The sequence below is a fragment of the Stackebrandtia sp. genome (assembly GCF_035643755.1).
Lineage (GTDB): Bacteria > Actinomycetota > Actinomycetes > Mycobacteriales > Micromonosporaceae > Stackebrandtia.
In genome coordinates this window covers 1-25944 of record NZ_DASQPW010000276.1, presented here as the reverse complement: position 1 = coordinate 25944, position 25944 = coordinate 1, and the positions used below count along the sequence as shown (strand labels likewise).

At 69.9% G+C, this 25944-nt stretch carries 22 protein-coding genes; 13 read left to right on the top strand and 9 right to left on the bottom strand.

Going from position 1 to position 25944, the window contains the following annotated elements; genetic code table 11:
- The 3 genes from VE172_RS21335 to VE172_RS21325 form a co-directional block, all read right to left on the bottom strand.
- A partial coding sequence (locus VE172_RS21335) for an SMC family ATPase (protein ID WP_324804013.1) occupies positions 1-1152 on the bottom strand: 1152 nt, incomplete at its 3' end.
- Positions 1152-2318: an exonuclease SbcCD subunit D gene (locus tag VE172_RS21330; protein WP_324804012.1), complete on the bottom strand. Its 1167-nt coding sequence runs from the start codon at positions 2316-2318 to the stop codon at positions 1152-1154. The genes VE172_RS21335 and VE172_RS21330, both read right to left, overlap by 1 nt.
- A gap of 9 nt (positions 2319-2327) precedes the next feature.
- Positions 2328-4064, bottom strand: coding sequence for an ATP-binding protein (locus VE172_RS21325; RefSeq protein WP_324804011.1), 1737 nt, complete (start codon positions 4062-4064; stop codon positions 2328-2330).
- A gap of 280 nt (positions 4065-4344) precedes the next feature.
- On the opposite strand from VE172_RS21325, the gene araB reads away from it, so the two are divergent.
- From araB to mmsB, 6 genes are all read left to right on the top strand, one after another.
- Positions 4345-6009 carry a ribulokinase gene (gene araB, locus VE172_RS21320; protein ID WP_324804010.1) on the top strand — a complete coding sequence of 555 codons (1665 nt, stop codon included), beginning with the start codon at positions 4345-4347 and terminating at the stop codon, positions 6007-6009.
- Positions 6006-6692 carry an L-ribulose-5-phosphate 4-epimerase gene (locus tag VE172_RS21315; RefSeq protein WP_324804009.1) on the top strand — a complete coding sequence of 229 codons (687 nt, stop codon included), beginning with the start codon at positions 6006-6008 and terminating at the stop codon, positions 6690-6692. The genes araB and VE172_RS21315 overlap by 4 nt, the downstream gene beginning before the upstream one ends.
- Positions 6689-8086, top strand: a complete 1398-nt coding sequence (locus VE172_RS21310) for an L-fucose/L-arabinose isomerase family protein (RefSeq protein ID WP_324804008.1) — start codon at positions 6689-6691, stop codon at positions 8084-8086. The genes VE172_RS21315 and VE172_RS21310 overlap by 4 nt, the downstream gene beginning before the upstream one ends.
- 39 nt (positions 8087-8125) lie before the next feature.
- Positions 8126-9202, top strand: a complete 1077-nt coding sequence (gene chvE, locus VE172_RS21305; RefSeq protein ID WP_324804007.1) for a multiple monosaccharide ABC transporter substrate-binding protein — start codon at positions 8126-8128, stop codon at positions 9200-9202.
- Entirely contained in the window at positions 9199-10743 is a 1545-nt protein-coding gene (gene mmsA, locus VE172_RS21300) for a multiple monosaccharide ABC transporter ATP-binding protein (RefSeq protein ID WP_324804006.1), read from the top strand. The genes chvE and mmsA overlap by 4 nt, the downstream gene beginning before the upstream one ends.
- Positions 10744-10814: 71 nt before the next feature.
- On the top strand, positions 10815-11987 hold the full coding sequence (gene mmsB / locus VE172_RS21295) for a multiple monosaccharide ABC transporter permease (protein WP_349258491.1): 1173 nt from the start codon (positions 10815-10817) through the stop codon (positions 11985-11987).
- A 27-nt stretch (positions 11988-12014) separates the two neighbouring features.
- Here the strand turns inward: mmsB and VE172_RS21290 are convergent, their stop codons facing one another.
- From VE172_RS21290 to VE172_RS21280, 3 genes are all read right to left on the bottom strand, one after another.
- Positions 12015-12998 carry a LacI family DNA-binding transcriptional regulator gene (locus VE172_RS21290; RefSeq protein WP_414715138.1) on the bottom strand — a complete coding sequence of 328 codons (984 nt, stop codon included), beginning with the start codon at positions 12996-12998 and terminating at the stop codon, positions 12015-12017.
- A gap of 122 nt (positions 12999-13120) precedes the next feature.
- Positions 13121-13852, bottom strand: coding sequence for a pyrimidine reductase family protein (locus tag VE172_RS21285; protein ID WP_324804003.1), 732 nt, complete (start codon positions 13850-13852; stop codon positions 13121-13123).
- 9 nt (positions 13853-13861) lie between these two features.
- A complete protein-coding gene (locus VE172_RS21280) occupies positions 13862-14860 on the bottom strand; it encodes an acyltransferase domain-containing protein (protein ID WP_324804002.1) in 999 nt (332 codons plus the stop codon).
- Between the two features lie 67 nt (positions 14861-14927).
- Here VE172_RS21280 and VE172_RS21275 point away from each other — a divergent pair, with 67 nt between their 5' ends.
- Positions 14928-15308 carry a hypothetical protein gene (locus VE172_RS21275; RefSeq protein ID WP_324804001.1) on the top strand — a complete coding sequence of 127 codons (381 nt, stop codon included), beginning with the start codon at positions 14928-14930 and terminating at the stop codon, positions 15306-15308.
- 9 nt (positions 15309-15317) lie between these two features.
- Positions 15318-15656 (top strand): DUF3817 domain-containing protein, encoded by a 339-nt coding sequence (locus VE172_RS21270; RefSeq protein ID WP_324804000.1) that lies wholly within the window; start codon positions 15318-15320, stop codon positions 15654-15656.
- Here VE172_RS21270 and VE172_RS21265 read toward each other — a convergent pair.
- Positions 15653-16165, bottom strand: coding sequence for a hypothetical protein (locus VE172_RS21265; RefSeq protein ID WP_324803999.1), 513 nt, complete (start codon positions 16163-16165; stop codon positions 15653-15655). The two genes, VE172_RS21270 and VE172_RS21265, sit on opposite strands and share 4 nt — an antisense overlap.
- A gap of 45 nt (positions 16166-16210) precedes the next feature.
- On the opposite strand from VE172_RS21265, the gene VE172_RS21260 reads away from it, so the two are divergent.
- The 3 genes from VE172_RS21260 (at position 16211) to VE172_RS21250 (ending at position 19384) form a co-directional block, all read left to right on the top strand.
- Entirely contained in the window at positions 16211-16897 is a 687-nt protein-coding gene (locus VE172_RS21260) for a response regulator transcription factor (RefSeq protein WP_324803998.1), read from the top strand.
- Positions 16898-18190: a sensor histidine kinase gene (locus VE172_RS21255; protein ID WP_324803997.1), complete on the top strand. Its 1293-nt coding sequence runs from the start codon at positions 16898-16900 to the stop codon at positions 18188-18190. It abuts the gene before it with no gap.
- A 111-nt stretch (positions 18191-18301) separates the two neighbouring features.
- Positions 18302-19384 (top strand): DUF2332 family protein, encoded by a 1083-nt coding sequence (locus VE172_RS21250; protein ID WP_324803996.1) that lies wholly within the window; start codon positions 18302-18304, stop codon positions 19382-19384.
- Between the two features lie 3 nt (positions 19385-19387).
- Here VE172_RS21250 and VE172_RS21245 read toward each other — a convergent pair whose 3' ends face one another.
- A complete protein-coding gene (locus tag VE172_RS21245; protein WP_324803995.1) occupies positions 19388-20515 on the bottom strand; it encodes a L,D-transpeptidase in 1128 nt (375 codons plus the stop codon).
- 279 nt (positions 20516-20794) lie between these two features.
- The gene (locus tag VE172_RS21240) at positions 20795-22402 is read right to left on the bottom strand and encodes an AfsR/SARP family transcriptional regulator (RefSeq protein WP_324803994.1); all 1608 of its coding nucleotides are present in this window, start codon (positions 22400-22402) and stop codon (positions 20795-20797) included.
- A 632-nt stretch (positions 22403-23034) separates the two neighbouring features.
- Here VE172_RS21240 and VE172_RS21235 point away from each other — a divergent pair.
- Both VE172_RS21235 and VE172_RS21230 read left to right on the top strand, forming a co-directional pair.
- A complete protein-coding gene (locus VE172_RS21235) occupies positions 23035-24516 on the top strand; it encodes a UDP-N-acetylmuramoyl-L-alanyl-D-glutamate--2,6-diaminopimelate ligase (protein WP_324803993.1) in 1482 nt (493 codons plus the stop codon).
- 13 nt (positions 24517-24529) lie between these two features.
- Complete coding sequence (locus VE172_RS21230; RefSeq protein WP_349258489.1) at positions 24530-25918, top strand: UDP-N-acetylmuramoyl-tripeptide--D-alanyl-D-alanine ligase; 1389 nt, start codon at positions 24530-24532, stop codon at positions 25916-25918.
- Positions 25919-25944 lie beyond the last annotated feature (26 nt).

Below are 25944 nucleotides of genomic sequence, written 5' to 3'. Positions count from 1 at the left end.
CGTCGCGGCCAGGTCGGCCGTCTTGGCCGCGTCGAGGGCGTTCTCGGCCTCGGCCACCGCCGCGACCGCGCGCGACTGGTGCTCCTTGGCGGCGGTGTGCGCGGCCTCGGCGGCCTCGGTGAGCGGGGTGCCCTTGGCGACCTTGTCGGCGATGTCGGCGGCCTTGGCGTGCTCGGCCAGCAGCCGGTCGACGCGCGCCAGGTCGACGTCGGCCAGGCGGGAGCGCAGCCGCTCCTCGGCCTCCTCGGCGCGCGACACCTCGCCGCGGGCCTCGGCGACGGCGGCGGCCGAGGCCGCCACGTCCTCGGCGATGGAGTCCACATTGTCGGGACGCCGGATGTAGGTCAGCAGCGCGGTCTCGGCGTCCACCGCCTTCAACGCCTCGGACGCCGCGGCCGCCTCGCGGTTCAGGGTGTCCAGCCTCGGCACCTGGCCGCGCACGTCGGCGGCCACCGCCTCGGACGCCTCGACGCGCTGCTCGGCCGCGGTGATCGCCTCGTCGGTGACCGTGCCCAGGCCCGACAGCTGCCTGTCCAGATGCGACAGCACCGCCTCGGCGGCCCGGTGCTCCTCGCCCGCGACGGTCTGGATGTCGCGGTACACCGCGCAACCCAGCAGGTTCTCCAGGATCTTGCGCCGGTCGGCCGCCGAGGAGTGCAGGAACTCCGCGAACGCCCCCTGCGGCAGCAGCACGCACTTGGTGAACTGGTCGAAGGGCAGGCCGATGATGCGCTCGACGTGCTCGCTGAGGCCCTTGGCCGAACTCGACAGGGGCGTGCCGATCAGGTCCGACACCCGGTCCAGATCGGCGTCGGTGGTTCCGGGCGGCAGCTTCTCCAGCGCGGCGCTGGTCGTGGTGACCTTGCCGCGCGATCCGCGCTTCACCACCCGGGTCGCCACGTAGCGGGTCTCGGCGGCGGAGAACACCAGCCGCACCTTCCCCGAGGTGGCCGACGGCGCCAGGGCGTACTCGATCCCGGTGCCCCAGCGGGGCGCGCGCCCGTACAGCGCGAAGCAGATCGCGTCCAGCACCGTGGACTTCCCGGAACCGGTGGGGCCCACCAGGGCGAAGAAGTCGGCGTCGCAAAAGTCGATGGTGGTGGACCTGCTGAAGGTGCCGAAGCCCTCCATGTCGAGGCGCAGCGGTCGCATCAGGCATCGGCCCCCGCGTCGGGTCCGACCGTGGACACCTTGTCGTACAACCGGTCGAACAGCTCGGTCACCGCCGGATCGTCGTGATTGTTCTCCGCCAGGTAATCGGCGAACAGCTGACGCGGGGTGCGCCCGGCCCGGCTGGCGCGCGGCACCGCTGCCCGGTCCGTCATCGCCGGGTCGATGTGGATGCTGATCGCCTGCGGGAACAGCTCCTGGGCCTCCTCGCGCAGACCCGCGCGCGGCTTTTCCCTGATGTACACCCGAAGCCACTCGTGGTCGTCCACTTCGGCCTCTCGCAGCTCCTCCAGGCTGCCGCGCAGGGTCCGCAGCGGCGTCGCGCTGGTCAGCGGGACGTGACGGGCGCGGGCAGGTGTGTCGGGAGTGACGTCGACCAGCACCACCCCGGGCGTGTAGGACTCCTCGCCGAAGTCCACCGCCAGCGGCGCCCCGCTGTAGCGGATCGGGCAGCCGCCGGTGATCCGCTGGTGCCGGTGCAGGTGGCCCAGGGCCACGTAATGCGTGGCCGCCGGGAAGATCGTGGCCGGGACCGCGTAGTCGGCCACGGTGTGGGCCTCCCGCTCGCCGCCGCCGATCTTGCCGCCCACCACCGTCAGGTGCCCGGTGATCAGGTTGACCGCCGAGGCGTCGAAGGACGCCGACAACACGGCGATCAGCCGCCGCAGGTGGTCGGCGTAGGACTGCCCGGTCTCGGCGGCCGTCAGGTCGAACAGCTCGGTGGCGCGCACCGCGTAGCGTTGCGACACAAAGGGAAGCGCCGCGCACTTCCAGTCCACACCGTCCCGGGTGCGCCCCGTGACCAGGTGGTCGCCCGCGCCGCCGATCTTGCCGCGCAGGTTGATCCCGGCCGCGTCCGCCCAGCCACGCAGCGCGTCGATGGCGCCGCCGTGGTCGTGGTTGCCCGCCACCGCGATCACGTCCGCCCCGCATGAACGCAGCGCCGACAGGGTGCGCACCAGCAACTTCTGGGCCGCCGCCGACGGCGCCGCGGTGTCGAAGAGGTCGCCGGCCACGATCACCAGGTCGGGCTGTTCGGCGCGGGCCAGCTCGACCATCTCGCCGAACACCGCAGTCTGCTCGACCATCCTGGACTGTCCCTTCAGGGTGGCACCCACGTGCCAGTCCGAAGTGTGCAGAATCCGCAAATCGCGCTCCTAGAAGGGAATGTCGTCGTCGGCCGAGGCAAGCTCGAAGGGGTCCACCGTCTGGGTCTTGGACCGCAGCGCCGTCGCCGGGGGAGCCGCCGCCTCCACCGGGCGCGTCGCCCACGACGGGAAGGGGAAGTTCACCACGAGCGGCACCGGCAGCTCCGGCTGCGCCACGAACATGGTGCCCGGCTTGGCCATCACGGCGCGCTGCCGCTGGCCCTGCGACAGGAACCCGTACTCCGGGCGCCCGGACTCGGCCGGGTCGAGGCGACCCACCACCCGGATCGCGCTGTTGGCGGCGATGCGCCGCTCGATCTCGCTGGCGGTCTGCTGCGCCCCCACCAGGACCACCCCGAGCGACCGCCCCCGCTCGGCGATGTCCAGCAGGATCTCCTTGATCGGGCTGGTGCCGTCGCGCGGCGCGTACTTGTTCAACTCGTCCAGCACCACGAACTGTAGGGGCCGCGCGGTTCCGGCCTTCTCCTTGCGCTCGAACTCCGCCCGCAGCGTCACCCCCACGACGAAGCGCTGCGCCCGGTCGGGCAGGTTGTGCAGGTCCACCACGGTGACCTGGGCGCCGGTGTCGGAGGTGACGCCGTGGGCGCGCCGCGGCGGCAGGTCGCCGCGCACCAGCCGCCCGATGTCGCGTGTGGACGAGATGAGGCGGCGGATGAACGCGTTCACCGTGCCCAGCCCGATCGCCGTGCCGGCCCACGTGCCCCGGGTGTCATCGTCGGACAGCCTGTCGCACAACAGATCCACAAGGTCCCCATAGGACGACACCAGCTGGCCGTCTATGACGGCGCCGCCGTCGTCCTTGGGCTTGGCCTCGCGTTGCAGCTTCGCCGCGACCTGGTGCACCACCATCGTGTACTGCTGGCGCTCGTCGTCGGCGTCGGCGAACACGAAGGGCAGCAGGCGTTCGGAGCAGAACTCGGCCACCGTCCAGTAGAACGACTCCACGCCGGTGGTGCGGCAGGCGACGTCCGGCACGCCGTTGCGGTCGCCGGCGCGGGCCGGGGCCAGCACCGTCACCGAGCCGAAGGCGGCGGCCTCCAGGCCGAGCTTGCGGTAGTCGGCGCGCAGGTCGTCGTCCAGCTTGACGTTGTCGTGGTCGAGCAGCAGCAGGTCCTCGCCCTTGACGTTGAAGATCAGGGCCTTGGTGTTGACCGCCTCGGGCCCCAGCGCCTTCGAATGCAACAGCGCGAACAACAACCAGGTCGCGAAGCTGGTCTTGGTGGCCACCCCGGAGATGCCCGAAATGGACACGTGCGCGCCGCGGGTGCCGTCGAGGAAGTCGGCGTTGAGGAACACCGGCTCGCCGTCGCGGCTGAAGCCCAGCGGCACCTGGCGGCTCATCTGGTCAAAGTAGAGCGCCGAGTCCCGGTCGCTGCCGGTCGCCCTGAACACCTCGTCGCCGGGGCACGGCGGCACGAAGACCTCGGGCTCCACCCGGGTCACGGTGATCTCGGCGGCCTCCTGCACCTGCGCGGGCAGCTGGCCGTCGGAGATCGCGAAGACGTCGGAGTCGAACTGGGCACCCTCGTGGCGGGAGCGCACGGCCGTGACCACTCCGGACACCGTCACCGTCCCCCGGCCGGGCACCTCGCGGCGGGTCACCACCACGTCGTCCAGCTGGAGGTAGGCCCCCTCGGCGACCGCCACCCAGAACATCAGGGGGGTGGCGTCCTCGGTGCCCAGAACGCGCCCCACCGCGGCTTCGTTGTCACGGGCTTCAGCCATGCCGACCATCATTACACCGCCGCTGCGACACCAGGTGAGCGCCCGGTGTACGAAACGCCGGGCGCCGCACGATGTTAACGCCGCTACTTTGGATTGTGTGAGTTCGTGACGGCCGCGGTCGCGACGGGTGAGGCGGCCGGGCGATTTGCGGGGGGCCGTCCCGGTTTTTCGCCGGACAGACATCAAAAAGGCGAAATATTTACGACACGCTATTGACATGTTCTCGGGTCCGTGCCAAGAATGTTTGCGTTAACATTCCAGCCCCGACAAGCGATCACACATGACTCAACACCCCGGCCGACACGTCGTCGGCATAGATTTCGGCACCCTGTCCGGCCGCGCCCTGGTGGTGCGGGTGTCCGACGGCGCCGAGCTCGGCACCGCCGAGCACGCCTACGCCCACGGCGTCATCGACCGCGCCCTGCCGTCCACCGGCGCCGAACTCCCGCCCGACTGGGCGTTGCAGGAGCCCGGCGACTACCTGGACGTCCTGAAACGCGCCGTCCCCGCCGCCGTGGAGGACGCCGGCATCGACCCGGCCAGCGTCATCGGCATCGCCACCGACTTCACCGCCTGCACCGTGCTGCCCACCGCCGCCGACGGCACTCCACTGTGCTGGATGCCGGAGCTGAGCGACCGCCCGCACGCCTACCCGAAGCTGTGGAAGCATCACGCCGCCCAGCCGCAGGCCGACCGGATCACCGCGCTGGCCCACGAACGCGGCGAGGGCTGGATCGCCCGCTACGGCGGCAAGATCTCCTCGGAGTGGCAGTTCGCCAAGGCGCTGCAAATGCTGGAGGAGGACCCCGAGGTCTACCGGCGCGCCGAACGCTGGATCGAGGCCGCCGACTGGATCGTGTGGCAGTTGTGCGGCAGCGAGAACCGCAACCTGTGCACCGCGGGCTACAAGGGCATGTACCAGGATGGACGGTGGCCCGACCCCGACTACCTGGCGGCGCTGCACCCCGGGCTGGCCACCCTGGTGCGCGACAAGATCGCCCACCCGCTGTCGCCCCTCGGGTCGCTGGCCGGCGGGCTCACCACCCGGGCCGCCGAGTGGACCGGCCTCAACGTCGGGATCGCCGTGGCCACCGGGAATGTGGACGCCCACGTCACCGCGCCGGCCGCCCGCGCCACCGCCCCGGGCCAGATGCTCATGGTGATGGGCACCTCCACCTGCCACATGCTCAACGGCGCCAACCTCGCGGAGGTCCGGGGGATGTGCGGCGTCGTCGAAGACGGCATCGTCGCCGGAAGCTGGGGGTACGAGGCCGGGCAGAGCGGCGTGGGCGACATCTTCGGTTGGTTCGCCGACTCCTATCTTCCGGAGTCCTACCGGGAACAGGCGCGGCGGCGCGGCGTCGACGCCCATCGACTGCTCAGCGACAAGGCCGCGACCCAGAGGGTCGGCCAGCACGGCCTGGTGGCGCTGGATTGGATGAGCGGCAACCGTTCGGTGCTGGTCGACCACGAGCTGTCCGGCGTCATCGCCGGGCTCACCCTGTCGTCCACACCGGAGGACGTGTACCGGGCCCTGGTGGAGGCCACGGCGTTCGGCACCCGCACCATCATGGAGGAATTCGGCAACGCGGGCGTGCCCGTCACCGAATGCGTGGTCGCCGGCGGCCTGCTGAAGAACCCGTTCGTGATGCGCACCTACGCCGACGTGTGCGGCAAAGCCTTGTCCACCATCGGTTCGGCGCAGGGCTCGGCGCTGGGCGCGGCGATCCACGCCGCCGTGGCGGCCGGCGCCCACCCCGACGTCGCCTCGGCCGCGTCCGTCATGGGGCGCGTCAACCCCAATGTCTATCGCCCCGATCCCCACAACGCCAAGGCATACGACGCCCTGTACGGCGAATACCGTCGCCTCCACGACCACTTCGGACGCGGCGGTGACGACATCCTGCATCGGCTGCGCCGGAACCGCAATCAGGCGGCGTCATGAACGCGTCGACGGAGGTGGCGCGGCTGCGCGCGGAGCTGGTGGAGCTGCACGGCGAGCTGGTGCGGTGGGGCCTGGTGGCGTGGACCGCGGGCAACGTGTCGGCGCGGCTGGCGGGCACCGACCGCTTCGTCATCAAACCCAGCGGCGTCTCCTACGCCGAGCTCACCCCCGAGTCGATGGTGGTGTGCGACGCCGACGGCAATCCGCTTCAGGGCGACCATTCCCCGTCCAGCGACACCGCCGCGCACGCCTACGTCTACCGGCACCTCCCCGACGTGGGCGGCGTGGTGCACACCCACTCCCCGTACGCCACCGCCTGGGCCGCTCGCGGCGAGGCGATCCCGTGCGTGCTGACCGCGATGGCCGACGAGTTCGGCGGCGAGATCCCCGTGGGTCCGTTCGCGCGCATCGGAAACGACGACATCGGCCGGGGCATCGTGGCGACCCTGCGCGGCCACCGCTCGCCCGCGGTGCTGATGCGCAACCACGGCGTCTTCGCCATCGGCCCCGGCGCCCGCGCCGCGGTCAAGGCCGCCGTGATGTGCGAGGACGTCGCCCGCACCGTCCACCTGGCACGGTCGCTGGGCGAACCCGTGCCCATCGACGACGTCAATGTGGACGCCCTCTACGAGCGCTACCAGAACCAGTACGGACAGCAGGCCCCGGCGAAGGGAACACGATGACCGATACCAAGCCGCGCATCGGATTGCTGGGCATCATGCAGGACCTGTACGACCACATGATCCCCGGAATCACCGACCGGCAGGCGTCCTACGCCACCGACATCGCCGAGCGCCTGTCCGGCGTGGCGGAGTTCGTGGTGGGGCCGCCGGTGAAGAGCCGCGCCGACGCCGAGGCGGTGATGGCCGACTTCGCGGGCCGGCGCCTCGACGGCGTGCTCGTGACCATGCTGACCTACGGCCCGGCGATGCGGGTGGCCCGGCTGTTCAACGACAACCGGCTTCCGGTGTGCCTGGCCAACATCCAGCCCGAACCGGCCGTGACCGCGCGGTGGGACATGGCCGACATGACCTATAACCAGGGCATCCACGGCGCCCAGGACACCGCCAACGCGATGGTGCGCGCCGACCGGCCCTTCGAGGTCATCACCGACGACTGGCGCGCCGACTCCTTCGCCGAACGCTTCGCGCACTGGGCGCGCTCCGCCCGCGCGGTCACGGCCTGGCGAAACCTGCGTGTCGGCGTCTTCGGTTACGCCATGAACCACATGGGGGACATCCGGGTCGACGAGAACGCCCTGCTTCGGGCGCTGGGGCCCGAGATCAGCTTCGTCGCGCCCGGCGACCTGTGGCGCGGCATGAAGGACGTCGACGGCGATCGCGTCGTGGACCTGAGGTCCTGGGAGGACGGACGCTTCGCCATCGACCCGAAACTGTCCGATGAGGAGCGCGACGACCACGCCCGGATGCAGCTGGCCATCGAGGACATCCTCGTCGAACGGGGCCTGTCGGCCTACTCCACCCACTTCGACGCCATCGGCGAGGACGGGCGCTTCACCCGGCTGCCGCTGGCCGCGGCGTCGTCCCTGATGGCCAAGGGATACGGCTACGGCGCCGAGGGCGACGCCCTGGCCGCCGCCATGGTCTACGCCGGGCACCAGCTGATCGGCGACGGCCACTTCACCGAGATGTACGCCATGGACTTCCCGTCCGACTCGATCCTCATGAGCCACATGGGCGAGGGCAACTGGCGCGTCGCCCGGGACGACGAGCCGGTGCGGCTGATCAAGCGCGGTCTCGGCATCGGCAAGCTCGCCGACCCGCCCACCTTCCTGTTCCGCTACCAGCCCGGACCGGCCACCCTGGCCTGTCTGGTTTCACTTGGGGGAGAACGGTTCCGTCTCGTGGTTGCCGAGGGCGAGGTGCTCGACGCCCCGCCCCTGCCCGCCCTCGAGATGCCCTACGGCCAGTTCCGGCCCGCCAGCGGCCTGCGCGCCTGCATGGACGCCTGGCTGCTGGCCGGCGGCCCCCACCACCAGGTGATGAACCTCGGCTCGCACGCCGAGCGCTGGCGGACCTTCGCCCGCGCCGCCGGCATGGAGTGCGTCCAGGTATGAGCGCCCCACCATCCACATCGACTCAAGGAGCGAAAACGCATGAGCCTCAACAGAAGACAGGTCCTGCTGACCGCGTCCAGCGCGGGAGTCCTGCTGGCCACCGCGGCGTGCGGCGGCGATAGCGGCGGCGAGGGGACCATCGGCATCGCGATGCCCACCAAGTCCTCCGAGCGCTGGGTGGCCGACGGCAAGAACATGGTGAAGGCGTTCAAGGCCGCCGGCTACGACGCCGACCTGCAGTACGGCGAGGACGTCATCGAAAACCAGGTGTCCCAGGTGGAGAACATGGTCACCAAGGGCGTCAAGGCCCTGGTGATCGCCCCGATCGACAACAAGTCGCTCAACGGGGTCCTCCAGGAGGCCGCCGACGCCGACATCAAGGTCATCTCGTACGACCGCCTGATCCTGGGCACCAAGAACGTCGACTACTACGCCACCTTCGACAACTTCAAGGTCGGGGTGCTGCAGGGTTCCTACATCGAGGACAAACTGGGCCTCGCCGACGGCAAGGGGCCGTTCAACATCGAGCTGTTCGCCGGCTCCGCCGACGACAACAACACCAAGTACTTCTTCAACGGCGCGATGTCGGTGCTGAACAAGTACCTGAAGTCCAAGAAGCTCGTCGTCCGTAGTGGACAGACGGAGATGAAGAAGGTCACCACGCTGCGCTGGGACGGCGCCACCGCCCAGTCGCGCATGGAGGACCTGCTGAGCGCCAACTACGCCAAGGAGCACCTGGACGCGGTGCTGTCGCCGTACGACGGCATCAGCATCGGCATCCTGTCGGCGCTCACCAGCGGTGGCTACGGCTCCGGCGGCGAGAAGCTGCCCATCGTCACCGGCCAGGACGCCGAGGTGGCGTCGGTGAAGTCGATCATCAAGGGCGAACAGACCCAGACGGTCTTCAAGGACACCCGCAAGCTCGCCAAGCTCGCGGTGCAGATGACCGACGCCGCGCTGAAGGGCAAGAAGGCCAAGGTCAACGACTCCAAGACCTACGACAACGGCAAGAAGGTCGTCCCGGCGTATCTGCTGAATCCGGTGTCGGTCGACAAGACCAACTACAAGCACGCGTTGCTCGACAGCGGCTATTACACCAAAAAGGACATCAGTTGACCGACCACATTCTCCAGATGCGCTCCATCACCAAGGACTTCCCGGGTGTGCGCGCGCTGACGGACGTCAACCTCGCCGTCGAGCGCGGCCGGATTCACGCGCTCGTCGGCGAGAACGGCGCCGGGAAGTCCACGCTGATGAAGGTGCTCAGCGGGGTCTACCCCCACGGCGACTACGGCGGCGAGATCCTGCTGGACGGCGCCGAGGTCAGGTTCCGCGGCATCCGCGACAGCGAGGCCGCCGGGGTGGTCATCATCCACCAGGAGCTGGCGCTGGTGCCGCAGCTGTCGATCGCCGAGAACCTGTTCCTGGGCAACGAAAGGCATCGCGGCGGGCTGATCGACTGGCGCACCACCAACACCCGCGCCGTGGAGCTGATGCACCGCGTCGGGCTTGACGCCGACCCGCAGGCCCTGGTGTCGGGCATCGGCGTCGGCAAGCAGCAGCTGGTCGAGATCGCCAAGGCCCTGGCCAAGGACGTCCGGCTGTTGATTCTGGACGAACCCACCGCGGCCCTCAACGAGACCGACAGCGACAACCTGTTGAACCTGCTGAAGGACCTGAGGAAGCAGGGCATCACCTGCATCCTGATCTCCCACAAGATCGACGAGGTGCTGCGGGTGGCCGACACCATCACGATCCTGCGCGACGGCGAGGTCGTGGAGACCGCCGACGTCGCGATAGACGATGTGGATGAAGACCGCATCATCAAGGGCATGGTGGGCCGGGACATGAAGCACCGCTTCCCGCCCCGCGATCCCGACATCGGCGAGGTCTTCTTCGAGATCAACGACTGGAACGTCTTCCACCCCGAGGTCGCCGACCGCCAGCTGGTGCGCGACGCCAGCCTGAACGTGCGGCGCGGCGAGGTGGTGGGCCTGGCCGGGCTGATGGGCGCCGGGCGCACCGAACTGGCGATGAGCGTGTTCGGGCGCTCCTACGGCTCCCACATCAGCGGCACCGCCCGCAAGGACGGCAAGCCGGTCCGGCTGTCCACGGTGCCCGAGGCCATCGCCAACGGCATCGCCTACGTCACCGAGGATCGCAAGCAGTACGGGCTGCTGCTCGAGGAGGACATCCGCCGCAACATGATGCTGGCGGGGCTGCGCAAGGTGGCCCGCGGCTTCTTCATCAGCGCGCACGCCGAGCTGGTGGAGTCCGAGCGGCTGCGCCAACGCCTGGGCGTCAAGGCATCCAGCGTCCTGCAAAAGGCCGGGCAGCTGTCGGGAGGCAACCAGCAAAAGGTCGTGCTGGCCAAGTCGGTGTTCGCCACGCCCGATCTGCTGATTCTGGACGAGCCGACCCGCGGCATCGACGTCGGCGCCAAATACGAGATCTACACGATCATCCAGGAGCTGGCCGCCGAGGGCAAGGGCGTCCTGGTCATCTCCTCGGAACTGCCGGAACTACTCGGCCTGTGCGACCGGATCTACGCGATGAGCGCCGGCCGCATCACCGGCGAACTCTCCCGCCGTGAGGCCACACAGGAGGAAGTCATGAGACTGATGACCCGCACCATGCCGACGGCGGTGACCCCGTGACCAAACTGGACGAATCCCGCCCGGAGCCGCCCGAGGCGCCGCCGACCCCGACGGCCGAGGCGCGGCTGGGCATGCGGGAGGAGATCGGGCAGATCCTGCGCGGCAACGTGCGCCAGTACGGCATGATCCTGGCGCTGGTGCTGATCGCGCTGCTGTTCCAGACCCTGACGTACCAATACAACGGCGGCATCCTGACGCCGATCAACATCACCAACATGATCCTGCAGAACAGCTACATCCTGGTGCTGGCCATCGGGATGATGCTGGTGATCATCAACGGGCACATCGACCTGTCGGTGGGTTCGGTGTGCGCGCTGATCGGCGCCATCGCGGGCGTCATGATCGTCCACTGGGGTCTGCCGTGGCCGGTGGCCGTGGTGGCCGCGCTGCTGGTGGGCGCCGCGATCGGTGCCTGGCAAGGGTTCTGGATCGCCTACATGCGCATCCCGGCGTTCATCGTCACCCTGGCGGGCATGCTGCTGTTTCGCGGCCTGGCGCAGCGGGTCCTGGACGGCGAGACCATCTCCGGCTTCCCCGACGGCTTCCGCCAGATCGCCGCGGGCTACCTGCCCGGGGCCGGCGACGGCGTCCACGTCCTGACCCTGGTCCTGGGCCTGGCCGCCTCGGCGGTCGTGGTGTGGCTTCAGCTGCGGGGCCGCCGGATGCGCGCCTCCTACGGGCTGCGGCTCGGATCGCGGCCGCTGTTTTGGCTCAAGGTGGTCGGGCTGATCGCCGTCATCAACGCCTTCAGCGTCACCCTGGCCGTCCACAAGGGTATCCCGATCGTGGGCCTCGTCGTGATCGCTCTCGTATTGCTGTACTCGATCGTGATGCAGAAGTCGGTGATCGGGCGCCAGACCTACGCGGTGGGGGGCAACGAGAAGGCCGCCCTGCTGTCGGGCGTCAAGACCAAGAAGAACACCCTCGTCGTGTTCATCAACATGGGGGTGCTGGCCGCACTGGCGGGCGTCATCTTCGCCGCCCGGCTCACCTCCGCCACCCCGAAGGCGGGCGTCAACTTCGAGCTGGACGCCATCGCCGCGGCCTTCGTCGGCGGCGCCTCGGCGTCCGGCGGCATCGGCACCGTGGTGGGAGCGATCGTCGGCGCCCTGGTCATGGGCGTCATGAACATGGGCATGTCGATCCTTGGATTGAGCCCGGACTGGCAGCAGGCCATCAAGGGCCTGGTGCTGCTGCTGGCGGTCGCCTTCGATGTCTACAACAAGCGCAAGGCCAGGAGCTGAGGCGCGGGTACCGCCGCCGCGCCGCCTTCATCGGGGCGGCGCGGCGGTGCTGTGCCGGACCTCCAGGGTCGGCGCGATCGGCGGATCGGTGGACGGCTCGTCGTCCTCCAACAGCCGCAGCAGGGTCGCGATCCCGCGCCTGCCCACCTCGTCGAAGTCCTGTCGCACCGTGGTCAACGGCGGCGACAGGAACTCGGCCTCGGGGATGTCGTCGAAGCCGACGATGCTGACGTCCTCGGGCACCCTCACGCCGCGCTCGTGCAGCGCCCGCATCAGACCCAGCGCCATCTGGTCGTTGGCCGCGAACACCGCGGTGGCGCCGGCCTGCCCGGCCAGGATCCCGCCGGCCGCGTAGCCGGAGCGGGCGCTCCAGTCGCCGCCGATCGCGGGCGGGACCGCGGCGCCGACCTCCTCCAGGCACTGGCGCCAGCCGGAGACCCGGTCGCGGGCCTCCAGCCAGTCGCCGGGCCCGGAGATGTGCCACACCGTCTTGTGTCCCAACGACAGCAGGTGTTCCACCGCCAGGCGCGCCCCCGCCACCTGGTCCACCGCCACCGACGGCGCCCCCGCGTTGTGGGACGCTTCCACCGCCACCGCCCTCATCCCGGCGGGCAGGTCGCGCAGCGCAGCGGTGACCGCCAACTGTGGAGCGATGATGATGATGCCGTCGACGCCGCGCCCGGTCAGGGTGTCGACCGCCTCCAGGATGTTGGCGCGGTTGAGGCGCTCCAGGGTCGCGATGCTGACGCCGTAGCCCGCGGTGCGGGCGGCGCGTTCGATGCCCAGCAGCGTGGACGCCGGTCCGAAGAGGATGGTGTCGAACGTGATGACACCCACCACATGGGATCGTCGGCTCACCAGTCCGCGCGCCATCGCGTTGGGGCGGTAGTCGAGCTCCTTGATGGCCCGCAGGACCTTGTCGCGGGTGGTCGGGCGCACCCGGGGGCTTCCGTTCAGGACGCGCGAGACCGTCTGGTGCGACACCCCGGCCAGCCGCGCGACGTCGGTCATCACGGCGGGACGGCGGGGGCTGGGGTCGGCGCTCACGGGCGTCCTTTCGGCGGGTGCGAAGTCTGTGAATGATGTTAGCGCTAACACACCCCGGGGCACCAGCGCGCCGTCGCCCCCTCCGCTCACCCCGGGTCGGGACGGACGTACCGCAGCAGCAGATTTCCGTTGGCGTGCAGGACATGCGCCAGACGCATCGACCGCAGCGACGACGGGGGACCGGCCGTGATCCGCCCCGAACCGGCGCCCGCCAGCTTCGGCGACAGCGTCAGGCACAGCTCGTCCACCAGGCCGGCGGCGGTGATCTCGCCGAAGACGTGCGGCCCGCCCTCGCACAGCACCTGGGCCAGACCGCGGGAACGCAGCAGCCGCAAGGCGTCGGCGAAGTCGACCCCGCCCGTGCCGGTGGAGATCACGTCGGCGACCTCGGCCGCGGCGGCCAGCCGCTCGGGCGGCGCGTCCGCGCCGGTGACTACCAGCGGGCGCACCGGGGCGTCGGTGAACAGCGGCGCGTCCAGCTTCAGGTCGGCGCCGCGCGACACCACCGCCATCACCGGGTGGTCGCACAGCCCATGGTCGCGGCGCCACGCGACCCGATCGGCGCTCAACCGCAGCGGACGGTAGCCGTCGGTGCGGACCGTCCCGGCCCCCACCAAGAGGACGTCGCAACGCATCCGCAGGATCTTGAACACCCGCATGTCGTCGGGACCCGACAGCGCCTGGGAGTCCCCGTCCACCTCGACCGCGCCGTCGGCGCTGGAAACGAAGTTCACCCGCAGCCACGGTGCCGCCGTGACCGGCGGCGCGTACAGGTCGGTCAGGGCGGGGAAGTCCAGGGCGTCAAGCTCGCGATACACGTGGCGACCTTAGTGCAACCGCGCGATCCCCGAACGCACCTGCCACCGGCGTCCCGCCGCGAAACCGTCCGCCAGCTCGCGCCGCAGCGACGTGTCGCGGGGGAGCGCCGCGGCGTCGAACGGCCCGACGTGGTCGAACACGAACAGCAGGACGTCGCCCTGGCCGCGCGCGTCGGCGTCCGGAGCGGCGGGCATCAGCTCGAACAGGTCCTGAAACGCCGCGATTCTCGAGCCCGCGGGCAGGACCTCGCGCAGCTGAGGGTCCAACATCCACGACGAGCAGGTCAACGTCGGCGGCGCGGCGAACCGGTCGCCGAAGTACTTGGGAAAGAAGCCCCGCGCCCGCTCGATCGAGGCGCGGCAGGCGTCGACGGTCAGCGGGGGGCCGTCGCCCGGGATGTGCACCCCCACGGTCAGTTCGCCGGCGTCGTGACCCGCGAACGGGTGACCATCACCGAGGCGCTCGATGGCGAACTCCAAGCGCCCCAACTGAAACAGCGCACCGCGCACGTGCAGCGTGAACCAGAACGCCACGCTGAGCCCCGGCAGGTCGTAGCGGGCCCGGTTGAGCCGCAGCTTCTCGGAGAAGTTGCCCAGCGTCGCCCAGCAGAGGTCCTCATCCAGACCCCGGCGCCGATAGAACTCCAGGGTCGCGGGAATCGCCGCCAACAGCGGATACAGGTACAGGAACCGCCCCGCAGCGCCCAGACGCTCCGGAATCCGTGGCCACAACAGCATCCCGAATCCGCCCATATCGGACTCGAGCTGGGCGTGGCAGCGGTCGATAACCCACCACAGCTCGGGCTCGGCACGGCGATCGGGCCTGGCCGCGGCGGCCGCCGCGGCGTCGATCGGGTCGACCCCGAGCCGGTCCACCATGAGCCGCTCGATCTCGGCGGCCGACGGCACCGGGGCGGGCCCGGCGGCCAGGCAGTCCCAGGTGTCGATCCAGGCGGCGTCGGCGGCGGGCAGCCGGAGGAATTCGCGGACGTCGGCGGCGGTGACCATCGCACCATTCCACCCCGGCGGGCACCTCGGCGTCAACGTCGCGCGCGTAACACCTACCCTGTGGGGCGTGCGCAGGTTCTTGACTCCCGCGTGGCTGGTAAGGCACGCGCTCACCGTCGTGTTGGCGGTGGGTTTCGCCGGGCTCGGCTGGTGGCAATGGACCCGCGCCAACGACGGCAACATGCTCAGCTGGGGCTACATGTTCGAATGGCCGCTCTTCTCGCTGTTCACCGTGTTCCTGTGGGTGCGCGAGGTGCGCGCCGAGCTGCGGCAGGACGCGCCGACGCCCCGCGCCGCCGACGAGCCGCCGCCGCTGTCGTCGCCGTTCGCGTCCACGTCACACCGCGACTCCACCGACACCGCCGACGAACCCACCGCGTCCTACAATCGCTACCTGGCGTGGCTCGCCGACCATCCCGACCGGCGGCCCAACCAATACCCCGGATAGGAAGACACAGTGGACGACAAGCTTCGGGGCGCGCTGTTGCGCTACCGCATCGCGGCCTGGGTGGTCGGCATCTTCCTCATCGTCCTCATCTTCGTCGCGGTCCCGCTGCACATCGTCGGCTACCCGCTGCTGTCGTCCATCGTGTCGCCGATCCACGGCTTCGGCTACATGGTGTACCTGGCGCTGGGCTTCGACCTGGCGCGCCGCGTCAACTGGAAGCTGTGGCCGCGCACGGTGCTGGTCCTGCTGGCGGGCACGATCCCCGTGATGTCCTTTGTGGCCGAGCGCTGGGTGCGCAAGACCCTCGCCGCCGAGCTCACCGAACCCCAGGTCACCGAGCCCGTCTAGGAACCCGAGACGGTGGCGTAGGGCTTGCCGTTCCGCCAGCTCGCGTCGATGACGACCCCACCGGAGGCGGAGTAGAACATCACGACCAGGTGGTCGTCGCTGGGGTGCTCGGTGCGGGCGGCATAGCCGTCGGCGGGACTGGCCGACACCAGGCCCGCCTTGGCGGAGCTGAGCTGGATCACGGCGGTGCCGCCGTCGGTGTCGAAGGCCCGCTCGTACACGCCGCCGCCCACCGGGGACCAGCCGTCGATCGCGTCGCCGGAGTCGCCCCCGTTGCCGCGCGGACCCGAGCGCCCCGTCGGCTTGGGTGACGAGGAGGACTGCGCGCTCGACGGTGTGCGGCTGGGCACCGTGTCGCTCGAGGCGATCACCGAGTCGGCCCGATCGTCGGCGGGCCCGGCGGTCAGCGCCGACGACAGCCCGAGCCACGAGCCCAACGCGGCCACCGTCGTGACCCCGCCCCAGGCGACCACCGAGGCGATACCACGGATCCACGCGGACGACGACATGTCCGCCATCTTGTCAGAAAATGCTCGCGGCGGTAAAGTGCCGCCGTGGCCGTGGTTCTGCTGATCGAGGACGACCCCAATGTCAGTGCGGCCCTGTCGCGCGCGCTGATCAAGGTGGGGCACCACGTTCGCGCCGAGACCACCGCCCTGGAGGCCCTGCGCAGCGTCACCTCCGAGCCGCCCGACGTCGTGATCCTCGACCTCGGTCTGCCCGATTTGGACGGTGCCGACGCGCTGCGGATGCTGCGCGGCGTGTCCAACGTCCCCGTCATCGTGGCCAGCGCCCGCCGCGCCGAGTCCGACATCATCAAGCTGCTCAACACCGGCGCCGACGACTACGTCACCAAGCCCTTCTCCGCGGCCCATCTCCAGGCCCGCATCGCCGCCGTGCTGCGCCGCCACGAAGCCGCCGAACCCCGCGTGCCCTCCCAGATCAAGGTCGGCCCGCTCATGGTCGACCAGTCCCGCCACGTCGCCACCCTCGACGACACCGAGCTGGAACTCACCCGCCGCGAGTTCGCCCTGCTCACCTACCTCGCCCAGCACGCCGGCCGCGTGGTGTCCAAACAGGAACTCGTCGAGCAGGTGTGGCGCCAGCCCTACATCGGCGCCGAGGCCACGGTCGACGTCCACGTGTCCTGGCTGCGCCGCAAGCTCGGCGAGTCCGCCGCCAAGCCCCGCCTGCTACGCACCGTCCGCGGCGTCGGCATCATGCTGGCGGACGAAAACTGAATGCGGTGGGCACTCGCTAAGGTGGCCATCGCCACCACCCTGATGGTGGCGCTCGCCTTCTGCATCCCGCTGGGGTTGGTGACCCGCCAGGTCGCCCATGAGCGGGCGATGTCCCAGGCGCGGGAGTCGGCCAGCTCGATGGTGACGGTGTTGGCAGCCAGCGAGGACCCGCGGGTGCTGCGGCGCGCCGTGTCGGCCGACCGGGCCGGCGCCGCCGACCGCCTCGCCATTCACCTGGCCGACCAGCCCGTGATCGGGATCAGCCACGTGTCCGCCGCGGCCATCGACTCCGCGCGCGATTCGGCGCACACCACCACCCGATCCACCGCCGACGGGGTGGCCTACCTGCGGGCGGTGCTGCTGTCGGACGAGAAGGTCGCGGTGGTGGAGGTGTACGTCCCCGACGCCCTGCTGAACCGGGGTATACCCACGGCGTGGCTCACCCTGGCGGGCATCGCGCTGCTGTTGGTGGTGATCTCGGTGTTCACCGCGGATCGCTTGGGCGCCAGGGTGGTGCGCTCCAGCAGGAAGCTCGCCGACGCCTCGGCGTCGTTCGGCGCGGGGGATCTGTCGATGCGGGTGGAGCCCTCGGGCCCCGACGAGCTGATGGACGCGGGCCTGGCGTTCAACATGATGGCCGACCGCGTGGTACGCCTGCTGGACGGCGAACGCGAACTCGCCGCCGACCTGTCCCATCGCCTGCGCACGCCGCTGACCGCGCTGCGGCTGGACGCCGAGCTTCTGGGTGCCGGTCCCGACGCCGCGCGGATGCGGGCCTCGGTGGACGCCCTGGAGTCCGAGATCGACGCCGTCATCGCGGGCGCCCGCCGCTCCATCACCGACCGCTCGGGCCAGCAGTGCGACGTGGCGGCCGTGGTGCGCGAGCGCGTCTCCATGTGGAGCCTCCTGGCCGAGGACCACGGGCGGCGCTATCGGGTGGTGGGTCTGCGCGAAAGCCTGTGGGTCAACATTCCCCCCGACGACGTGGTGTCGTGCGTCGACGCCCTGGTGGGCAACGTCTTCTCCCACACCCCGCAGAACGCCCCGTTCTCGGTGGAGCTCAACACTCGGGCGGGGCGGTTCATCGTCGAGGACGGCGGGCCCGGCATCGCCGACCCGATGTCGGCGCTGACCAGGGGCGAAAGCGGCGCGGGCTCCAGCGGCCTGGGCCTGGACATCGTGGCGCGGGTCGCCCGCTCCAACGGCGGTCGTCTCCACATCGGACAAAGCGAGCTGGGCGGCGCCCGCATCGTGTGGACCTTCGGCGACGCCGTCACCGAACGTCCCGTGTAGCAACCATTCTAGTGCTGGCTGAACAGGCGATTCGATATCGGGTGCCTCGGGCGGAACGCGCGTCCGAAACCTGGATGCGCCGCCGACCCGTCGCCGATACCGTCGCAGACGATGACAGAACTCACCCTCAGCGACGTATTCGCCAAGCGCGCCGAACAACGCGCCGACACCCTGCCCGTCTCCGCCGCGGTCTGGCGGGCGGTCGCCGACCGCCCCGACCTCATGCACGCCATCACCGACGACGAGCCGTCCTGGAGCCTGCCCTTCAAGCTGCTGGCGAACGCCACCGAACTGTTGCGCACCAAGGCGACCGATCACCCGCTGGCCGACTACTGGGCCACCCTGGGCGGCGGGCGCCCCGCCGACGGTGCCCTGGCCGACGCCGTGGCCGACTTCCTGTCCCGTCACGCCGATCCCCTGAGGAGTTCCTGGCGGCGGGGTCGCGCCAACCGCCAGAACGACCCGCTGGCGGCCGCGATGTTCTGGCCCGCCCTCACCCACATCGACGACGACCGTCCCCTAGCGCTCATCGAGATGGGCGGCGCGGCGGGGCTGGCGCTGGTCCCCGACGGCTACGGGTACCGCTACGGCGACACCACGGTGAACCACGGCGGCGCGCCCGTACTGGAATGCGACTGGCGCGGCACCCCGAGCCCGCGGCTGCGGCGCCGCCCCGTGATCGCCGCCCGCATCGGCGTGGAGAGGGACCCGATCCGCGCCGACGACGCCGAGGCCATCGCCTGGCTGCGTGACTGCGTCGAACCCGACGCCGCCGACCTGTTGCGGCGGATGGATTCCGCGCTGGCGCACGTCGACGCCCTCGACGGCATCGACTGGCGGGCGGGGGACTACTTCGACGAACTGCCCGCCGCGATCGCCGCCGCTCCCGCCGGGGCGCTTGCGGTGGTGTTCGGCGCCAGCACCCTGTGCTGCGCCGCCGAACCCGAACGCCTCGCGGCCGTCCTGGCCGACGCGGGGCGCGACCTGGTGTGGATCTCCAAGGAGGCGCCCCAAAACGGGCTGGCCCTGGTCAGAGACGTCGCCGACGCCGACCGATCCAGCGCGGAGCGCCCCCGCGTGCTTCTCACCGCGGTGACCTATCGCGCGGGGCGGCTCAGTGACGTCACCGTCCTGGCCACCGTCGACCCGTACTGTTCCTGGATCGATTGGGCGCCGAGGCGAGTCGAGCCCTGACGGCTACTTCTCGGCCTTCGGCGCGGGCAGGTAGCTGCCCTTCAGGAAGTCGTCCCAGCTCAGGTTGTACGCGGTGAACCCGTCGCCGGCGGGCAGGTTGTGTCCGGTGCCCTCGATGATGACCGGGGTGCCGACGTCGGTGAAGTTGAAGATCCACTCGGCGTTCTTGTCGGAGACGTTGACGCAACCGTGGGAGACGTTGCGGTGGCCCTGATCCGCCACCGACCAGGGCGCGGAGTGGATGAACTGCCCGCTCCAGGTGAGGCGCTGCGCGAACTTGATCTTGGCCTTGTAGCAGTTCTCGCCGCCCTCCTTGCCGTGGCATTCGGGCTCGTCGGTGGTGTCGAAGGTGGTCTTCTCCTTCTTCTCCATGATCGCCATGGTGCCGGAGTAGGAGGGCTTCGCGTCCTTGCCGAGGCTGACGTCCATGGTCTTGACGGTCTTGCCGTCCTCGGTGGCCTTGAGGTTCTTGTCCTTGTTGCTGACGTGAACCTCGCGGTCCTTGGTGTCGATGTTCACCGTGGCGGTGACGTCGCCGCTGCCGTACACGCCGCCGCCCAGCGGCAGGCCCGCGAGTCCGTAACGGACGTTGATCTTGGTGCCCGGCTTCCAGAAGTCCTTGGGCCGGTACTCCAGGTGGTTGCCGCTGAACCAGTGCCAGGCGCCCACCTGCTTGGGCTTGCTGGAGACGAACAGCCGCTTCTCGACGCTGGCGCGCTTGTCCTCGGGGACCGAGAAGCTGCGGGGGAAGTCCAGCAGGATCGGCATGGCCTTGCCGAAGGTCTTGCCGTCACCGTTCCACAGTGAACCGTTGATGGTGTTGCCGGGGGCCGACATCGTGGTGAAGGTGGATTCCTTGGTGCCGGAGATGTCGTCGCCGTCCACGGCGGTGACCGAGGCGACGTACTTGGTGCCGAAGTCCAGCGGCTCGTCGGGCACGAAGCTCGAGCCGTCGGACCGCATGTGGCCCTTGACTTCCTTGCCCTTGGCGTTGGTCAGCTTGAGGTCCTTGAACTTGCCCTTGCTGACCTTGTACGCGATTTCGGTGGAGATCGGTGCGTCGTTGGTCCCCGTCTTGGGGCTGACGCTGATTTTTGCCTCGGAGCGAAGGTCTTCCTGGCTGGGGCTCACGACCTTCGCACTACTGCCACACGCCGTGACCACCATAAGGGTGACGACGCCAAAAGCGACGGAGTATCCCATCCGCCGACCAAACCGGCTTCCCATGGGTAGCAACGGTACACAGTAGGTCAGGGTGTCGGCATCCCGAGTCGGCATGATAAAGCGGGCGAAATGCCAGGTATCAACCGGTTTCGATCCGGTTGCGACCCGGGGATTTCGCCCGCATCACGACAAACGCCGTCCAAGCCGGTCAAATAGGGATTCTCCAACATTGGAAAATTCCTATCCCTAGACCTCTAGGGCCTCGCGCACCTCCTTGGTACAGGGCTCGTCGCCCAGGTCGGTGAAGGTGCTCAGCGCGTCCTCCAGGCAGGCGATCGCCTCGGGCTCGTTGCCGCGGGCCCGGTGCAGGGTCGCGAACCGCTCGATGACGTGCGCCTCGCGGTGCCGGTCGCCCACGGAGCGGGCCGCCTTCAGCGCGATGTGAAGTTGTTCATCGGCGCCGTCGAAGTTCTCCAGCGCGATGAACGCCCCGGCCAGCGCCCAGCGGGCCAGGCCCTCGCCGTGGGCGTCGCCGATGCGGTGCAGCGCGGTGGCGGAGTCCCGAAACAGCGAGGCCGCCTCGGCGGTGCGCCCGGTGAATCTCGCCACCGCGCCCAGGCCGTAGACGGCCAGGGCGGTCTCGCGCTCGTTGCCCAGCGCCCTGGTCAGCACCCGTGCCACGTTGAACGACTCCTCCGCGGCGTCGAAGTTGTCGTTGTAGATGTGCCACTGGCCCAGGCCGCGCAGCATGGTCGCCTCGCCCTCGGTGTCGCCGCACTTGCGGGCGGCCACCAGGGCGATCCGGTTGCAGCGCCGCCAGTCCTCCAGCTTGTGCCGGAAGTCCAGGTACGGCATGAGCGCCGCGGACAGCCGCCAGGCCGAGGACGCCAGGCCCGCGGTGGCCGCCTGGCGCAACAGCGCCATGATGTCCTCGGACTTGCCGTCCAGCCACACCAGCGGGTCCGTCGGGGCGGGCTGGTCGTAGTCGAGCTGGCCGGGAGAGGTCATGGCCATGGCGCTGGCGGGAAGCGTCGCCGCGGCGGCGCGCACCTGGATCTCGATCTCGGTGCAACGGCGTCGCAGCTCCGCGGTGCGCACATCGGTGTGCCGGGTGCGAGCGGTGGGCGCTCCCAGGAGCTTGCGGTGGACGTGTTGGGATTCGTCGCTGGGCTCGATCCCCAGTTCGTCGGCGAGCGTGGCCCGCAGCCGCCCGTAGGTGTCGATGGCCTCGGCACGCTGTCCGGCGCTGGCCAACGCGGTCATCAGCTGGCGCCACAGGCTTTCGCGCAGCGGGTGCTCGGCGATGAGTCCGCGCAGTTCCGCGATGGCCTCGCTGTGTTGCCCGTTGTGTACGTACAGGGCTGCTCGCTCTTCGAGGGCGTCGAGCCTAGTGTCAATAAGCTTTTGTATATATGGAATCCATGGGGGAGGTCCTTTGATATCGGCGAGGGGCTCGCCCCGCCACAGTTTCAGGGCACGGTCGTAAACGGCGATGGCCTCGGCGGTGTGCCCGGACGCGGCGTCGTGCCGGGCCTGGGCCAGCAGGTCGGAGAAGACCTGGACGTCGAGCTCGCCGCCCTTGACGTGGAGTACGTAGCCGCTGCGCAGCCGGTTGAGGCGTCCGTGCAGCGCACGGCGCAAAACGGTGACGTACGAATACAGGTTCGCACTGGCTGATTTGGGGGGCTGGGCGCCCCACACGACATCGATGAACCTGTCGAGCGGTAGTTGCTCACCGGGGGTAAGTAGAAAGGTAGCCAGCATCCGGCGCGGTTTCAGTCCTCCGACGGGGGCGTCGTGGCCGTTGACCCGCACCGTCAGGGCTCCTAAAAGACCGAATTCAAACTCAGGCATTGTGGGTTCCTCTACTCGGGTGTGGTGTGGGTACCGGGCTTGTAGGACTTTTATATACACCAGTTATTGGGTGATGGGAACCCCTGGACCATGAAGTAATCCCAAAAAGTTTCGCAAACCTTGCTGATTTGACACGTGTGCGAGGCAGGGGGACCGGTCCCACGAAGCGAGGCCATTGTGGTTTGTTTGTCGTCAACCCGATGCGATCCGCATTTCTCCACATTCGATCCGATGTGGTCGGCGCCGGGCCCGAATGGGCGGTGATCGGCGTGGTCATCACGGATACAGACTAGTTGAATCACAACGCGTGTGCTCGTGTCTATCGTGGACCGAATGTTGTGGCCGCTCGGTGGCTCACCGCATATGCCGTCCGTACGTCTCGACTCTAGAATGAATACTGAGTATTCTTTCCAAGCTTCGCATATAACGTACGCCGTCACTCCATTCGACTAATGCCGATACCCGGCGAAGTCGAATTGTAGTGGCGCTAAAGAAGAACGGTTCCCATCACCGTCGGCATTTCTCCCGCGCGATGGGGAGAAACACCACGACGTGTAGTACCGGCCGGTAACGGCTCGCCGCGTCGCCGCCGGGGGTGAGTGCCGAGGTGATCGGCGCGGTAGTGTCTGCGGGTGCTTGGATTCCCCCGCCCGCAAACCGTGCGGCCTCGCCGGCTGGACGCGCTGGCCCGATCGCTCGCGGACCTGGCGGTCCACGGCGACGCCGAGGTGACCGGGGTCAGTCTGGCGTCGCAGCGGGTGCGGCCCGGCGACCTGTACGCGGCGCTGCCGGGGGCCCGCCGCCACGGGGCCGAATTCCTCGACGACGCGGTGTCGCGCGGCGCGGTGGCGGTGCTGTCCGACGCCCGCGGGGTGGCCGCCGCGACCGAGCGCGGCATCCCCGCCATCGAATGCGCCGACCCGCGCGCCGCCGTCGGCCCCGTCTCCGCCCTGGTCTACGGCGAACCCACCCGGTGGCTGTCGATCATCGGCGTCACCGGCACCAGCGGCAAGACCTCCACCGCCTACCTGGTCGAATCCGGCCTGCGCGCCGCGGGCCGCCGCAGCGGGCTGATCGGCACCGTCGAGACCCGCATCGGCGACGAGACCATCGTGTCGGAGCGCACCACGCCGGAGGCCCCCGAGCTCCAGGCCCTGTTCGCCTACGCCGTCGAACAGGGCGTCACCGACGTCGTCATGGAGGTCTCCAGCCACGCGCTGGCCCTGCACCGCGCCGACGGCATCCACTTCACCGTGGGCGGCTTCACCATGTTCGGCGTCGACCACCTCGACTTCCACGACACCGTCGAGGAGTACTTCGCGGCCAAGGCCAAGCTGTTCGACGGCCGCTGCGACGTCGAGGTCGTCAACGCCGACGACGAGTGGGCCAAGCGCCTCGTCACCCCCAAGACGGTCACCTACTCTCTCCACGATTCCGCGGCGTCGTGGACGGCCACCGACATCACCGGCAGCGGCTTCGACCAGTCGTTCACCGCGCGCGGCCCCGGCGGTACCTATCCGGCCTCGGTCCGGCTTCCCGGGCGCCACAACATCTCCAACGCCCTGCTGGCCTACGCCTGCCTCGCCGCCGTGGGCGTCGGCGCGCCGGTCGCGGTGGCCGGGGTGGGCGAGTGCCGCGGCATCCCCGGGCGCATGGAGATGGTCTCCGGCGACGACCCGGTACGCGGCGTCGTCGACTACGCGCACAAGCCCGACGCCGTCACCGCCGTGCTGAAAGCCTTGCGCCCCATCACGTCCGGCAGCCTGATCGCCGTGATCGGCGCCGGCGGTGACCGCGACCGCTCCAAGCGCCCCGTGATGGGGGCCGCGGCCGCCGACGGCGCCGACCTGGTGATCGTCACCGACGACAACCCCCGCACCGAGGACCCCGCCGCGGTGCGCGCCGAGGTGCTGGCCGGCGTCGGCGACCGCCCCCACCGCGACATCGCCGGGCGCGCGGCGGCCATCGGCGAGGCCGTGCGGCTGGCCCGCCCGGGCGATACGATCGCGCTGCTCGGCAAGGGACACGAACAGGGCCAGGAACTGGCCGACAAGACGGTGCCCTTCGACGACCGACGCGTACTGGCCGACGCCCTGGCCGCCACCCAGCACTAAGGAGCTCGATCCCGTGATCTCGATGAACCTGTCCGACATCGCCCAGGTGACGGACGGGAGGTTGTCGCCGGACGCCGATCCCGCCGCGGTGGTGACGGGCCCCGTCGAGCACGACTCCCGCAAGGTCGTTGGCGGAGCCCTGTTCGTGGCGCTGGTCGGCGATCACGCCGACGGCCACGACTTCGCCGCGCGCGCCGTCGCCGACGGCGCCGTGGCCGTGCTGGGTTCCCGCGCGGTCGACGCCCCGTCGATTGTCGTCGACGACGTGCTGGTCGCGCTCGGCAAGCTGGCGCGCGCCGTGATCGACCGTCTCGACGACCTGACCGTCATCGGACTGACCGGCTCGTCCGGAAAGACGTCCACCAAGGACTTCCTGGCCCACCTGTGCCGCGCCCTGGGACCCACCGTGGCGCCCGAGGGCACCCTCAACAACGAGCTCGGCGCGCCCTACACGGCGCTGAAGGTCGACGAGTCCACCCGCTACCTGGTGCTGGAGATGAGCGCCCGCCACGTCGGCGACCTGGACTACCTGACGAACATCGCCCCGCCCGACATCGGGTTGGCGCTCAACGTCGGCATCGCCCACATCGGAGAGTTCGGTTCCGCCGACGCCATCGCCCGCGCCAAGTCCGAGCTGATCGCCGGCATCAAGCCCGGCGGGGTCGCGGTGCTCAACGCCGACGACCCGCGGGTGTCGGCGATGCGCCCGCTGGCGCCCGGACGCGTCGTCACCTTCGGCACCTCGCCCGACGCCGACGTGCGCGGCGTCGACGTCGACACCTCCTCGGGCCTGCCCCGCTACACCCTGACCACCGCGACCGCCGCCGCGCCGATCGCGCTGCGCCTGCACGGCGCCCACAACGTCTCCAACACCCTGGCCGCCGCGGCCGTGGCGATCGAGCTGGGCATGCCGGTCGACGTCCTGGCGGCCCGGGCCAGCATGCCCGTCAGCCTGTCGCCGCGCCGCATGGACGTGTTCACCCGCGCCGACGACATCACCGTCATCGACGACTCCTACAACGCCAACCCCGACTCGATGGCCTCGGCCATCGACTCCCTGACCACGCTGGGCGGCGCCGGCCGCACCATCGCGGTCCTGGGCTACATGGCCGAGCTCGGCGACACCGAGGTGGCCGCCCACCGCGAGCTCGGGCGCCGTGCCGCGCGCGCCGGGGTCGACATCGTCATCGCCGTCGAGGATGTCGCGGCGCCGGCCGCCGAGGCCGCCGCCGAGGCCGGGGCCGACGCCACGGCCGTGGCCGACCAGGCCGCCGCGATCGCCGAGGTGTGTCGCGTGGCGCGAAGCGGCGACACGATCCTGGTGAAGGGATCGCGTTACCGCACCTGGAAGGTGGCCGACTATCTTCATACCGAAGCCCTGACTAAGGAGGCCCACGCGTGAGGTCGGTCATCGTCGCCGCGTTCGTG